Genomic DNA, 15,145 nt, shown 5'->3' with positions numbered 1-15,145 from the left:
TAAGGTTATCGGCCAACAGCTTTTCTCTGAGCAGATGTGAGTTTGCTCAACTGCTCTTTAGTCAATGCCTTGCGCTGCGCTGGCGTCAAGAGCTTGAGTTTTGCTACTTTTTGACCTGCCAAAACTATCGGTCTAATTTGCCCAATAGCTTCCGGGCTTAGTGACCTAATTTGTTCCGTTGACAATCTTCCGAATTCGCGAGTGGTCAGTAATGCAGGGTGTTCAAGTGCCTTGGTTGAAAGTGGCAATACTGAAACAGAAAGAATTGCTGTGGCTGACTCAAATTTTTCTGTTGCGGCCTTCTTGACTTCCACCTGACATTCTCCGCTGGCCTTTGTCGTTACCATTCCGACAAAGTCAACCTGGCAAACTGATGGGGTCAAGTTTCGATAAACGACTTTGCCTTCACCGCTGCCGCCGTTCAATAACAACTGGACTTTGGAACCTATGCTGGCGGCAACTTTCGTCGCACTGAGCGGAGTCTGAACGTTCTTCAAAGGTGCAAGTGCCGGCGCGGGTGCCGGTGCTGCCGCAAAACTAACCGTGTATTCGGCCGAATATTTCGGGAAGTAATTTAGGTCACCGCGCTTTGATGCCTTTATCTTGCACACTGCCTGAGTAAGTGCGGTAACCGTGCCGTCTGCCGCAACTTCACAGGATGCAGGCGTTACTGATTCATAAACAATTGAGCCCGTGCCCGTACCGCCAGTTGCTGTAAGAGTTGCTCTAGTTTCGGCAACATTTACCTCAGAGCTCACTGAGATGTTGCTTTGCTCCGCCTTATTGAAAGCAACGAGACCGTTATACCCAAACTCTGAGCCGAAGAAGAGTTTGTTGTTTGCATACCTCGCGTTTGAGAACCAACCGGTATCAAATTGTGGAGTGGTCTTTTCGATGACCGACTTGGTTACGGTATCAATTTCTAAGATCTGCTTGGTGTTGTTACAGACTACATAAAGTCCCTCGCGGCCGTTAGAGGCAACACCTGCCGGTTTGCAGCCGTTAGGCAACGTGAGCCATGCATCATCGAATTCGCCGTTTTTGCTAAGTTTTACAATTTTTTGAGCTTCGTGGGTACCCGAGTAAACGTCACCTTTCTCATCCACGGTTAATTGTTGGGTCCACCCACCGGTAGCTTCGGGCTGCTCGGTTACGGTGCCATCAGGCGACACCTTTAATAAACCGCTCGAATACCATTCAGCCAAATAGATGTTTGAGTCAGTATCAAAGGCCATGATTGAGGCACAGCTACCTGCTGGTAGGTCGGCAACTTTAGTTGGCACGTTATCGGCAGACAACTTGAACACCTGGTCATCACCGTTAGCAGCATCACAGGTTGCAACATAAAGTTCGTCATTCGGTGAAATTCCAAAGGTAGCGATGTCGCCGATTCCGTGCGAGGTATAGGCCGACTCTTCAACGACTCCCTCTGGAGTGATTGTGGCAATTCTCCCGTACCAGTAGGCAACGTAAAGCGTGCCATTCGAGTCAATTGCCGAAGACCAAGTGTTTCCAGCCCACTCGTCGCGTGGTTGCAGAGTTTTCCATGCCGCTTCATACTCGCCGTTTGGCAAAAGGCGGTCAATTATTCCTGAGGTAGTAATGAAATAGGTTGTGCCTTGAAAATGCTCGACTAAATAAGTGCCTGGGCTTCCACCATTTCGATCGAAAACGGTAAAGACAAGACGAGTAGATCCTTGGTTAGCCAGGTGATTGATGTCGGTAAAAACAGCCCAATCAACGTTACAAATTCCGTTCACATGCGCAGTGACATTTCCCGAGGCCGCATCAACTCGACAGATACTGCTGACGCTTGAATACGTGACTTTTGATGACACTCCTGATGAAGGAGGGGTAGTCACATATGCAATTTCGCCATCCTGGCTGAATTCGGCAGTTGCCACTAACTCTGGTGCGGCGCTCAGTGCGTCTGGTTGCTGAATTGGCCCAGAATCACAAGACCCTGTTGTTGGTCTAGCTTGCGCAAGTGCGTCTAGCGTTGGGCAGTTTGAAGCAACTGGCCAATTGTTGCGAGTAATACTGGCCAGAGCAAATCGCTGCACTGGAATTTCGTCAGCTGGATAAAGATCAAGTGGTGCTATTTCTGCGTAGGTGGCGTTTGTGGTTTGATTATCTGCCGCACCGCAGGCCCCAGTCGACAGCGAATCTGAACCCATTTGAAGCTGGTCATTACACAGCAAGGTTGAATTATTTTGCGCCAGCACGTTTCCGCGCACGACAATTGTTCCGCCACCGGCTAGGTCCGGAGTGTCATTGGTTTTGTTGTCGACGAAAGAGTTTCCGATGCTTCTGCCGTTTGTGAAGGTAAAGTTCAAGGTTGTTTCGGCAACGTTTTTGTAAAAACTACTGTTCACGATTTGAGCGCCGATTAGGTCACGTTGATAACGGATTGCCATAATCACGGCACCACGGCCCTCACCACCAGAGATGATGTTTTGTGAGAAGGCGCTCGATTCAATGATTAAATCACCAGCTGGAGAGTTGTCTACCTGCTCGAAATTGTCTCCCCCACCGCCGACAGCGTAAACGGCTGCTCCTCGCCAAGCCTCATTACCCGAAAAGTAGACATTTTTGAAGTGTGCACTATCGCGCCCAAGAATCCTTACTGCACCGCCAACTCGATCTGCTTCATTGGCTGCGGAATTGGCTGAGCCGTTTTGAAGCGTTAGGTCTTGAATTTGAACTCGGGCTGCAAAGCTGGCTCGATCTCGCAGGACAGCCGGGTTTGCTTGGACATCGGCCCAGGTTAGACCAAACTGTGCAGGATCAAAAGAACCAATGTTCATGATTCGAACTTGATTACCACCATCAATTTTTGTGGCAGCATATCCGGCACCTTTAATGATTACGTTGGCGTCAACATTCAGGGTTTCGGTCAAATGCCAGGTACCGGCACAAAGGATAATTTCGGTGTAAGTGACATTTTGGTTGAAACCCACATCGGTGTAGGACTGGCTTTCATCGTTTGAGCTAGCCGCCAAATCTAAAGCCGCTTGAATCGGCCCTTCACCGTTTCCAACAAAGCTTGGTGATTCACAACTACCCCCTGAACTGCCGGAAGCTGTGCCCTCGGTTGCAATGTAATAACGAACAACATCAACCGCTTGGGCTGGAGCTGAAAAATTAAGGACGGATAAGGCTACAACAAGTACGATTCCCCAGAGTTTTTTCATGACAACATCAAAACTTGTTGCCTGATTCTGGATTTCTAAATGCTTGGTTTACCTAGCATTTGGTGTTTAGTTTTGAAAAGCAACACGGGCGGTCAATTGTGTTTCGGTTGACGATGAAAGCAGATGCCACTCGGCTGCTACCAAATCGAGAAAAGCAAGCCCTTGTCCTTTAGTCACTTTTTTTGGAATGGGCCTACCGTCATTTGTAACGTTCAGTATGAGAAAGCCAGCGCTTGGAATTGTGTGGCTTTTGCTTTCGGCTAATTTAATATCGACAATTAGAACTTGAGCGCGAGCATGCTTGACGCTATTTAGGATGCTTTCTCGAATAATTTCGATGACAGAATCTGCAGCATTTTGATCAAGCTTGAGAACTTTTCGTGCCTCTTCAGAAATCGTCCATCTAATGTCAACTGAATTCATCCAAAGTTTCTTAAGTGACCTAAGTAATTTGGGGACTGACTCAGTGCGGCTTTGATCCCGAATAATTTTTTGAAGATCAATTCGAAGCTTCTTAAATAGAGCCACCGTTTCACGATCAGTGAGATTTTGAGTTTCAAAGTTCGCTGCGGTCGCTATTATCTGCGATTGGATGTGGCCATGAACCAAATTTGAGAGTCTTTGTCGTTCAACCCAAACCAGCTGCTTCAGGCGGGCCTGAGACCAGAACAGATTACGTGAAACCACCTGTAATTCTTCAATAATCTTTTTTCGATCAAAATTAAGCAGTCTGATAAAGAAGATGATGGAACAAATCATTAAGTTGCCAGCAACCGCAATCATTGATAACTGAATATTTGCTTTACTGAACAGCACAGAGAACAGGTATGCGTCAACAAAACAGGCGGATACGACAAGCGTTACAGCTAATCGAGCCCGCCATTTCAGACGCCATTGCAATTTGATTTTGAAGTCTAATTTTTTCCCAAGAGTTGCCAATGAAAAAAACAATAAAAACGAGAGCAAAACACCACGCTCAGCCCCAAGTGGTGCGGCAATTAGGTTGCGAGACATGTATGGAACGATTGCCACTGCAATTGGTGTGGCTACATTGTCATAGATTGAGAGCGTATCTAGATGATTTTTCCATCGATTTATTTTTTCGCGCCAAGTTATTTTTGTGTTGACTGAAGCATGGGGGCCTAATTCAGGAACTTCAATTTTTGAAATCTCTCTCCCTAAAGGGCGCACGACGAAATTAACGACATCGATTAGTTCGGCAGAAATTTGCCTGGTTGCCTTTAAGTTTTTCCATGCTCCTGTGAGCGTATTTTCAATTTGCTTAATTGTTTTGTTTCGCAATTCAAGCAACTGGAGTGTTGCAAATCTTTCACTGATTGAGGCACTCTCAATCGCATTTAGTAGTCCCTCCAGTTCGGCGCGGTGGGTTCTCTCATCGTGAACTAAAACTGCGAGGGCTAGGTGCCATACAATCACCGCGATCGAAATAGTGATTATTCGCAAAATCATTATTCGATTGGGTTCTAAGTCAAGCCAGTAAACGGCAATCATCCTTGTGCCGAGCGAAATAACCAATCCTGAAAAAATTAGAGATGCTGCGGATAGCAGTGGCCTTTGCCGAATGCTTTTGCCACGCAGAAAAGTGAATTTCGCAACAACTACGTAAACGAAATAGACGAGTGTGGTGATAAAGAATATTTTTCGCCACTCTTGCTCTGAGCCCCCCGCCGACAGCGACGTGTATGCCGGACCAAGTGAATAAACCATCACAATGACAATGATCGCTGCCGGCCAGGTAAGGGCCTCGGAACTCTTTAGGCGTCTAGTCAGCTCTCGCATGGGGCTAGTTGTTGCCGAGAGTCTCGCGATATATTTTGGTTGCCTGCACTCTCAAGGTTGCCGCACTATTGCGCTCAAGACCAAGCTTTTTATAGATTCGGCCTATCATCTGTTCGGTTGACTCTACAGTTGTGTTTCTTCGCGAGGCAATTTCACTGTTGCTAAGACCCTGTGCTACTAGCCCCAAAACTTTCAACTGTTGTGCGGTGAGCTTAGACACCTCATTCGGAACCTTGAATGGATAGTTTTGAGCCGCATCAGGTTTTGACATCGCACTGTTCAAAGCCGATATCAAAACCTTCGGATCTGAAATCTGGTTCTTTTGCAGATAGGCAACACTCTTTAGTTCTTTAATTGATGCCGGTGGAGCAGCAAAATTAGATAAAACTAAAAAACTCAAATAAGGCCTAGTTGCCTGAAGGGAATGAACTAGGTCAATCCCGGTGGGACCTTTGCCAAGCGAAATATCTACAATAAGAGCATCTGGGTCAAAATCTTTAGTTAGTTTCGATGCATGAAGAGCGCTATCGGCGGTTTGCACTTCAAAACCCTCAGATGTCAAAAGATTTGATATGAGAACCCTAGTCAAGTTTTCATCTTCAACTATAAGTATTCTGCGTCTGAAGTTGGAGTTTTCGCTCACAGCAATCCTTCTAACTATGTCGCTTAAAGATTAGAGGCTCGACCTTGAAGTCGAGCCTCTATATTTCCTAATCGCCTACTTAAGGTCTCCAACCACAACCAGGGAATCTCCAGCTTTTGGTGTGAACTTTTGAGTTTTGGCTGGGTTTAGAACTACTCCGCTTGATGAACTGTCTCTAGACGCAGCGAGTACCCGATAACCAATTGCTGATTCACCACGAGCGTGAGCGATACCCACAAGTTCGGCGTATTCAATTTCTTTACCTAGTGGGGCATACTCTTCAATTGGATTTACGTTTATTGAAGCTCCATCGGCGTCGAATAGATCTTCGAATACCGGCGCCAATTTTGGATTTTCAGAAACCTGAGCTATCAGCAGCGCAGCCAAGTTATCGCTTACTACCAGGTCATCAACAGCCGCGACTCGGGCCAGTTCGGCTTTGCGACTGTCGAGAATTTCAGCCACCAAGCGGGTTGGCTCAACGCCGTTACCTTTGGCATCAAACAGCTGGTTCATTTGCAACATGGTGAGCATGGTTTGTGCGTCGGCTTCGCTTTCGCTGATTGCGTTTCGATAACCGAGGATGATGATCTCGTTGTATTTCTTTGCAGATGCGGCAGCAATAAGTTCGTCGATGTCACCGGTGACAGCTGCGAAAGTGACCTTTACATTCGCACCAAATTTGAGGTTAGCTAGCTTGTCGGCAGCGACAAATTTCTGATTTGCGACAATGTGCACGGTCGAGCCCTTGGGCAAAAATTGCGCAACCTCAGCAATTACCGATTGGCCCATTTCAGACCAACCAATAACCAACAGGTGTTCTGCTTTTCGAACGGGTGCCTTCGGTGCGGTGAATTTCTTTTTGGCAATGTCTTCGCGAACGCCGGTATAAACAACTTTGTCATCATCCTCGGCAATGGCAATAACTTTGCTCTCGGCGGTGAGTTTGGTGCTGTGCTTTGGGTTAACCTTTACGCTGCCCTTTTCATCAACCAGGCCAATAACCGAAGCGGTGTTGAAAGCTAGCAAAGCATCGCCGTAAGTTTTGCCGGCCAAGGCTGGAACCTGGTTGAAGTAAATCTCATCGCCATCGAAGTCAAGCAGGTCAAGCGTTACTGCGGCAAGGCCAGGCTGGCGTGAAGCCTGAGCGGTAACTCGGGCTATAACATCGTGAGAACGAACCGGAATTACTCGGCCTTCGGTTGCTGTCTGCAACGCCTCGGCAGTATTTGCGTCATCAACTTCGGCGATGATTTTATTCACCGAGGATGCGTTCACAGCCTTTAGGGCCAAGACTGTGGAAACCACAGTTGCATCGCCAGAGCTGTCTGAATCTAGAACAATGATTGACTTGGCTGCAGAGACATTGGCGCGCTGTAGGTCAGCTGGGTTGGTTGCATCACCGAATCTGGTGATGACTTTTAGTTTTCCAAGTTCACCAGCACGCGAGGCAATCTCGTCTTCCATTGTCTCGCGATCAATATTTGAGAAGACCACAACCTTCGCTTTGCGAACGTTCTGATTTGCAATGGCAAGTTCTTTGAGGATCGGAAAAATACGGTTTGACCAACCCAAAATGAGTGTGTGGCCGCCGTCAAGTACGGCACTTTTTCCCTTCTTCATCATTGTGACTATGCCCAAAATTTTGCTGCTGATAAAACCGATAACCGTAGCGGTGAAGATCAGTGATGAAGCCCAGAAAACGATGGCCAACACACGCTGACCCCAGTTTGCATCGGGCTTGCCAGCACCTAAAAAGAGGATGGCGATGGTGCTCCAGAAGCGGTCAAAAAAGTTTGCCCCTTCCGCATCAGCACCTTCAGTGTTGTACCGCAGAGCGGTAATCAAAACCGCAACTACAACGACGGCCAAACCCATAAAAGCCATAAAGCTTTTACTGCTGGCAATTGAGTTGTCGAAGTTGTAACGCAGACGTTGTGCGAAACGAATTTTGTTTGCCTTTGGTGCATCAGGTTCGCCCTGAGCCCCCTGACCAAATGAGCGATTGTTATCAGACATGAGCGTCAGTTTAGTGAAAAAGAAAGGTGCCCCAAATGATTATTTGCCGGCACTTTTCGTTATGTTCGGTTGGCACTATATAAAGCTTAGATTTAGCCCACCGGAACCTTTGCCTGCAAAAGTGTTTGGCCTTTTTTCCTGAAAATCTTCCAGTCGATTGCTAATTCATCCAAGGTTTTTTGCCCAATTCCAGGCTGCATTTTTTTTGCTAATGAATTGCCGTCATCAAAAATCTCAATCACGACTAGATGCTTATCTAGATGTTGTTGTGGCTCAAGACTGACTTTGATTTCGACACGATTAGCTTTGCCGTGTTTGACGGCATTATTAATTCCCTCGCGGATAATTTCTAAGCTGGCGGCGGCAACTGCCGGTTCGCTGCTCAATACTTCCTGAGCCTCATCGCTAATCGATGAAACTATTTCTGAGGCACCGCTAAACACCTCGGCGATTTGCTCTAAGAAAGCAGCAACGTCTGTGTTCACTTCATCCGAGTAAATTGCGGTCAGGCAGACCTGCTTCAATTCATCTAGTTCTTCTTCAGTAATTTGTCCGTCTGGGTTTTGTCGGGCCACCCGAGCGGCTGTCGCCAAAATGCGCGACTGAACTTGCGAATGAATCAACCTGGTTAGTCGCCGTTTTTCAACCCACAGCGCCTGATGTATCGAGCGGCGATACCAGTCAAGCTGGGCATTCAAAACAGAAAGTTCGGCAATTTTTTCGGCGTGCTGCAGCCGGTAAGCGTCTAACGCCGAAGTCAGAACAATGACAATCAACACCGCAATTGCGAAGAGCGCTGATGTGGGTGTGAAAACTACATTGCCAGCGTGCAAAGTTTCGCTGATGATGCCTGCACCATTTGCTAGCACTAGCCAGCTAAGCAGCACGGCTACGATTCTTTGCCTTGCCTTCAACGTGGCCAAACTGCGCGCCGCAAGTTTTGATCCGGCAATGATCCAAATTGAGTTGATCAAAATATCGAGAACAAAGATTTCGAAAGTGCTGACCCAAAGTCGACTCGATGCCGTGCTGGCTAAATAGACAAACGCCACGACTACTCCATTAAACGAGGATTTTGTAACCATCGTCCGCAGAGTTTCCCGCAATGAAAATGAAAATCTAGTGCTCAGTTCGTCGCTGGCTGACTTGAGTTTCTCGTCGAATTCCGAAAGCCGTTCAGTATTGACCAAAGGTTTCAAAACCTGGCTGATTATTTTGGTTAGCTCGGTTGCACTCTGCGTTTTACTCAAAGCAGTCTCGAGCAAACCCCTAACCTGATCGCTGATTTCGACCCGATATTCAGCGACGACGAGTTTCGATTTTTGGGCCAAAAGGACACTGGTTTGGGCTGCTGAACGAACCTCCGCTAGGGCATTCCTAAATTCAGAATTAGTCTCGATTAGAACGGCCGCAAACGAAAACCAAACTAGAACCAAAACCGAGCCACTTCGAATTCGACCAAGATAGTCAGGCTCGTTGATCAAGCCCATCAAGTCGCCAAAAAAGCCCACCGAAAAGCCGCGAATTGCGCCAGCAATTGCAAATAGCAGCAAAACCAGCAGCGCTTTCAAGCCGCCAGGTTTTAGTTTTGAAAAAACCAACCAACCCAAAACCAGCACCGCGCCGGTTACGGCATGGCCAATAAACCCAAGAATCATCCATTCGAAATATGTGCCATTGGCGCCCTCGGGCGTAAATGAATAGGTCAGAAAAATGCTCACTGGCGATAGCAGTAGCCACGCTGAAAATGTGATGGCATATTTGCCACTTAGCGAACCTACATAGTTCAAAGTTTTTGCCCACCGTGCGGAGTGCCGGCAATTTCGGCATAGATCCTTGCGGCAGCAAGTCTCGGACTTGATTTTCCATCCCGGTGAATATTCAATGTCGCATATAACCGCTCTATCGATTTTTCGACAGCTCTAGTTGATGATCTTCTGACCTGAGCAATTTCATTATTTGTTGCCCCGCTGGCGACCAGCCTTAGGATCTCAAGTTGGTTTTTAGTAAGCCTAGAAAGGGGGTTGTTCTTAGACACTTTTTCAACTGTCTCGTCAGAGCGATTTCGAAGTGCATCTTCTAGTACCTCGAGAAGTCGGCCAACATTGTCAGTTTCGCGCTTCGATAAGTACGAAACACGATTGAGTTCATCTAGGTCGGCGCTAGTTGGCACAAAATTCGATAGCAAAACGAAAGCAATATGAGAATGTGTTTTACTCAGAGCACTAATCAAATCAAGCCCAGATGGCCCATCGCCTAATTCAATGTCGACAACCATCGCGTCTGGGTCAAAATCCAGGACCGCGCGTTTTGCTAGAACCGCATTACTTGCCTCAGCAACGTCAAAACCGGCTCGGCTCAAAACTTCGGCGGTTAGTGAACGTGTGAAGCCCTCGTCTTCGACAATCAGCACTTTGCGCAAAGGAAGAGGGTTAGTCACCGAAATTTCTCCTCTTTTGTTCTGCTATTTATTTGCTGAACTGCAATTCAACTTTACGGTTTTTAGCGCCTAAGCCCAGGGCTGGAGTCACCTTAATTGAGGTAACCAGACTTGGGTTTATTTTCTTTGCCAAGTTGCAGGCAGCGAACGCCCTTTGCCGCGCAAGAACAATATCGAATCGTGTGGCCTTAGCCCCAGAGGTAGAACCGATGCAGGTCAACGAACCAGCGCCCGAGTAAAGCGAAACTGCATTTCTAATCGTTTTAATTTTTTGCGAAGTTAGCTTCGCCGAGTCACCGGCAAATTTCGAAACTGCAATTGTGGGCGCAACAACTGTGATGGTTTGCGCAACTGCAATCAGCGAATCTTCGTGCACCAGTTCGACCTGATAGGTGCCTGAGGCCAAGGTGGGCAAAACGAAGTTGAGTTTTTCATCGTCGGCAACTACAACCGGCAAAGTTTTCGAACCAACGCGAATTTGAGAAACATTTTTTAGGTCTTGCCCAACCAATTCAATCGCGGTGGGTCGAGTGCCAACCACTCGTTTCTTGCTCACCTCAGTCACCTTGGGCGACGCTTTGACCTCGACGACATTGCCGCCAGCACCGCCACCACTTGAAGCTGGTGGTGCACTGATCACAAAACTTACGTCAGTAAAACCAGCGGCAGAATTTGCGGTTGACTGTGCACTTGCTCGAATCGTGCAGGTACCAGATGCATTGAATGCGATTACACCGGTTGTTGAATTGACCGTGCAACCGGTAGTTCCTGCGTTCTGAACTGAATAACTAATTGTCCCGGCTACGTCATTGCTGCCCGCCAAAACATCGGGTGTCAGCGTTGCGTCGGTGTTGAGCGCAGTCAAATTACTGGGGGTCCAAGTAATTACCTGTGTTGCTCTGGCAGTAAAAGTTACTTGCCGAAACCCAGTTGTGAGATCGATATTAGGAATATCTTCGACTGCCGCAGCGGTAGCCCTCACCACGCAAGAACCAACTCCGGTGAAGGTAATTGTTCCCGAGTTGGCTACTGAACACACCATCGTGCCGGTGGAGCTATCTACCTGATAACTTATTGCACCGTGCCCATCCGAGAAGGCCTTTTTATTTGGGACGATAGTCGCAGTGCCCTCATCCACCGTGGTGTTGGTCGGCGCCCAGGTAACCGTTTGCTGGCCAGAACAAAGTGCAGGTGAATCGGCGCTACCAAAGGTCCAGCCAAAGTAAGGTGTGGTGCCAACGGTGAAAAGTTTGTCTCTGGCAGCTAGCGTTGCAGCATCGCAAAAGTATTTTCTTGACCCTGCACCAAGTGCAACTACAGCGGGAGTGTTGCCCGCTAGCTTATAGGCCTCAAGTGTGGCTGCCCAACCGCGCAACGTTGCTGAGTAATTAGCAGGCGACATTCCTTTTCCGGCGGCGCTGGTTAGCATGTGATTTGCTGATCCGTTACCAGCTGGATTAGCAGAGTCCGCGGCCAACTTCGTGATGTCCCAAGATGCCAAACTTTGATCAAAACTATCGGCGCTGGAAAACATTCCATACATGTTCGTCACTCTGCTGGTGTTCCACAGCGAAAGATCTTGATTGAAGGAAGTTGCTGATTGAAACATGCTCTCCATGGTGGTGGTGGCGCTGGTATCCCAACTTGAAACATCTTGGTTGAATTTTGCTGCTCCCAAAAATACGGAAGACATGTTTGTCACGACACTTGTTTTCCAAATATTTGTCCCTGAGATGTGCTGCACAGGTTGATCAAAATTGCGAGCGTAGGCAAACATCGACCACATGCTTGTAGCGCGATTTGTTTTCCAGTTTGTCACTTTGCCGTTAAATGCTGTTGCGAAGTAAAACATGTAGGAAAAGTCAGTTGCAGCAGAGGTGTCCCAGTTCTCCAAATCTTGATTAAACCTGTTATTTTCGCTGAACATATTTGAGAAGTTACCTACCCTCGAAACATCCCAACTTCCGATTGGCTGGTTAAACGAGCTGTAAGAAAACATGTATGACATGTTTGTCACATTTGCTGTATCCCAGTTATCCAGTGACTGATTAAACGGCGTGACTTGGTTGTAGCCGCCAGAAAAAGTCTGTGACATGTTGATCACCTTGGAGGTGTTCCAGCCATTCAATGGCCGGTTAAAAGCGATTGCTCTGTGAAATGTGTAGAGCAATGAGGTCACACCATAAGAATCGATTCCACCGACAATTGATCCGCCAATATTCCAAGCGGAAATGTCGGCATCATTAAATTTGTAGGCTCGTGCGAAGGTGAATGCAAGGGTTGTGACCTTTGGCGGCATCACATTCGGCACATCGATAAACTCCGTTTCTTCGTTGAAGGCACGCTCAAGTGATGTGATGTTGTCAATTTGATTTCCCCAACTCAAAACTGCGACCATCTTGCCCTTGGTGCCGGTTGCGCAGAACTCACTGCCAAATCGAGTTATTGTTCCTTCAGCAATTTCAACGTCGTAGGTACCAGCAGTTGCAAATGCGTGGGTCATATGTGCGCTAGTTCCAGAACTCAGGATGGTTGAATCAAGCGCTGAGCCATCTTTCCAATCAACTTTGACCCCGGTGTTGGTGCCGCCAATTGGCAAACACACTGTTTGATTGGCAGCCGTAGTTACATAGCGAATGGTCATTGGCCCAACGCTTGCGGTAGCAGGTGCTGCTAGAGCAACCAGAGAGCCAGCAGCAAGGATTGCCGAAAGAAGAATCGTGAAGATGCGCTTAAACACTTTGACCCCAATCATCAGATTTGGGGTCAAAGTATCAAGCGATATTCGGCTACCCGAATATATGTCGTAATAACCAGACAGGCCTGGCGGCCTCAGATTGTTGGCTTGGCCGACTAGATCGAATCTAATCCAGGCGTAACCACCAGCTGCACACCTTCTGGGTCAACATCAACCTTCACCATCGAACCGTCGTGAATTTCGCCGGCCAGCAATAAGTTTGCCAAACGGTCGTCAATTTCACGTTGCATTAGTCGACGCAAAGGACGCGCACCATAAATCGGGTCGTATCCTTTGTCGGCCAGCCAGGCTCGAGCAGCCGGGGTAACAGCAAGCTGCAAACGACGCTCTTCTAACCGCTTGGCTAATCGATCGATGTTCAACTCAACAATGGCACCTAGTTCTAGGCGATCTAGCGCGGTGAAAATCACAATGTCGTCGAGACGGTTTAAGAACTCGGGTTTGAAGTGCGCACGAACCATCGTGAGCACACCCTCTTGCTTTTGAACTTGGTCAAGTGCTGGGTCGATCAAGAACTGCGAACCAAGGTTTGAGGTCATGATCAAAATCACATTTTTGAAATCGACTACACGACCCTGGCCATCGGTTAGCCGGCCATCATCTAGCACCTGCAACAGCACGTCAAAAACTTCTGGGTGAGCTTTTTCAACTTCGTCGAGTAGCACCACAGAATATGGTCGACGTCGAACTGCCTCGGTGAGCTGGCCGCCTTCTTCATAACCGATGTATCCCGGAGGGGCACCGATCAAACGTGAAACCGAGTGCTTTTCGCCGTATTCGCTCATGTCGATGCGAACCATGGCTTTTTCATCGTTGAACAAAAATTCAGCCAGGCTCTTCGCCAATTCGGTTTTACCAACACCGGTTGGGCCCAAGAATAAGAAGGATCCGGTTGGTCTTGATGGATCGCTAATTCCAGCCTTGGTGCGACGAACCGCATCGGAAACTGACTTAACCGCGGCTTTTTGACCAATCAGGCGCTTGCCCAATTCGGCTTCAAGGTGCAGCAGCTTTTCACTTTCACCGGCTAGCAAGCGTCCGGTTGGAATTCCGGTCCAGGCGCTGACCACGGCAGCAATGTCATCTTCGCCGACCTGGTCGTTGACCATACGTTCGCCGCTGGCGGCATCCTCGTTTTTTTCAAGTTCGGCCAGCTGTTTTTCAAGTGCCGGAATTTCGCCGTAAAGCAACCGCGAAGCTTTTTCCAGATTTGCCTCACGCTGGGCTTTTTCGGCTTCAATGCGCAAACCGTCTAGCTTGGTCTTTAGTTCACCAACCTGGTTGAGGCCAGCACGCTCTTTTTCCCAACGTGCATTTAGTTCTGCCAACTGAGTTGATTTGTCTTCCAGGTCGGCCTGAAGTTTTTCGAGACGCTCTTTCGAAGCCTCATCTTTTTCTTTCTTCAAGGCCAACTCTTCAAGTTTTAGACGATCAACCGAGCGACGAAGTTCGTCAATCTCGACTGGAGCCGAGTCAATCTCCATGCGCAAACGCGACGCCGCTTCATCAATCAGGTCGATTGCTTTGTCTGGCAATTGACGGCCGGTGATGTAGCGATTCGACAGGGTTGCAGCGGCTACCAACGCAGCATCGGCGATGGCTACTTTGTGGTGCGCCTCATAGCGCTCTTTCAAACCACGAAGGATGGCCACTGTGTCGACCACGCTCGGCTCACCGACATAAACCTGCTGGAAACGACGCTCGAGGGCAGGGTCTTTTTCGATGCGCTCACGATATTCGTCGAGGGTGGTTGCACCAATTAGACGCAATTCGCCGCGAGCCAACATCGGCTTCAGCATATTCGCCGCATCTTGACCATCGGCCGCACCGGCGCCAACCAGAGTGTGCAGTTCATCAATAAAAGTGATGATTTGACCCTCGGATTCGTCAATTTCTTTAAGCACCGCTTTCAGGCGCTCTTCAAACTCGCCGCGGAATTTTGCACCGGCAACCATGGCCGCTAGATCGAGGCTGATTAGTTGCTTACCCTTGAGGCTCTCTGGCACATCGCCGGCAATGATTCGCTGAGCTAACCCTTCGACCACGGCTGTTTTACCGACACCCGGTTCACCAATTAGCACCGGGTTATTTTTGGTACGTCGAGAAAGCACCTGCGAGACGCGGCGGATTTCGGCATCACGGCCAATCACCGGATCAAGTTTTCCGGCCTTAGCAATCTCAGTGAGGTTTACACCAAACTGTTCTAGGGCACTCTTTTGTTCACCCTGTTGCTGCATATTCTGTTGATTCATTTTTTACCTCCTTGCCCGATTTTTCGGGCGTTCGGTGAA

Annotated in this window: 8 protein-coding genes; all 8 read right to left on the bottom strand. The window is 48.2% G+C overall.

What is annotated here, in order from left to right; all coding sequences use genetic code 11:
* Window positions 1-5: 5 nt before the first annotated feature.
* A complete protein-coding gene (locus tag A4Z71_RS00215) occupies window positions 6-3,194 on the bottom strand; it encodes an NHL repeat-containing protein (RefSeq protein ID WP_070954002.1) in 3,189 nt (1,062 codons plus the stop codon).
* Between the two features lie 66 nt (window positions 3,195-3,260).
* Complete coding sequence (locus A4Z71_RS00210) at window positions 3,261-4,922, bottom strand: sensor histidine kinase (protein WP_158512759.1); 1,662 nt, start codon at window positions 4,920-4,922, stop codon at window positions 3,261-3,263.
* A gap of 76 nt (window positions 4,923-4,998) precedes the next feature.
* Window positions 4,999-5,637, bottom strand: coding sequence for a response regulator transcription factor (locus tag A4Z71_RS00205; protein WP_070954000.1), 639 nt, complete (start codon window positions 5,635-5,637; stop codon window positions 4,999-5,001).
* 75 nt (window positions 5,638-5,712) lie between these two features.
* A complete protein-coding gene (locus tag A4Z71_RS00200; protein WP_070953999.1) occupies window positions 5,713-7,656 on the bottom strand; it encodes a CASTOR/POLLUX-related putative ion channel in 1,944 nt (647 codons plus the stop codon).
* A gap of 92 nt (window positions 7,657-7,748) precedes the next feature.
* The gene (locus tag A4Z71_RS00195; protein WP_070953998.1) at window positions 7,749-9,446 is read right to left on the bottom strand and encodes a sensor histidine kinase; all 1,698 of its coding nucleotides are present in this window, start codon (window positions 9,444-9,446) and stop codon (window positions 7,749-7,751) included.
* Entirely contained in the window at window positions 9,443-10,096 is a 654-nt protein-coding gene (locus A4Z71_RS00190) for a response regulator (protein ID WP_070953997.1), read from the bottom strand. The genes A4Z71_RS00195 and A4Z71_RS00190 overlap by 4 nt, the downstream gene beginning before the upstream one ends.
* 28 nt (window positions 10,097-10,124) lie before the next feature.
* Window positions 10,125-12,836 carry a BspA family leucine-rich repeat surface protein gene (locus A4Z71_RS00185; protein WP_158512758.1) on the bottom strand — a complete coding sequence of 904 codons (2,712 nt, stop codon included), beginning with the start codon at window positions 12,834-12,836 and terminating at the stop codon, window positions 10,125-10,127.
* Between the two features lie 113 nt (window positions 12,837-12,949).
* Window positions 12,950-15,106, bottom strand: a complete 2,157-nt coding sequence (locus tag A4Z71_RS00180) for an ATP-dependent Clp protease ATP-binding subunit (RefSeq protein WP_084028347.1) — start codon at window positions 15,104-15,106, stop codon at window positions 12,950-12,952.
* Window positions 15,107-15,145: the final 39 nt, after the last annotated feature.

Origin of the sequence: Candidatus Rhodoluna planktonica (genome assembly GCF_001854225.1) — a bacterium.
Taxonomy (GTDB): domain Bacteria; phylum Actinomycetota; class Actinomycetes; order Actinomycetales; family Microbacteriaceae; genus Rhodoluna; species Rhodoluna planktonica.
This window is presented reverse-complemented; position numbering and strand designations above follow the sequence as displayed.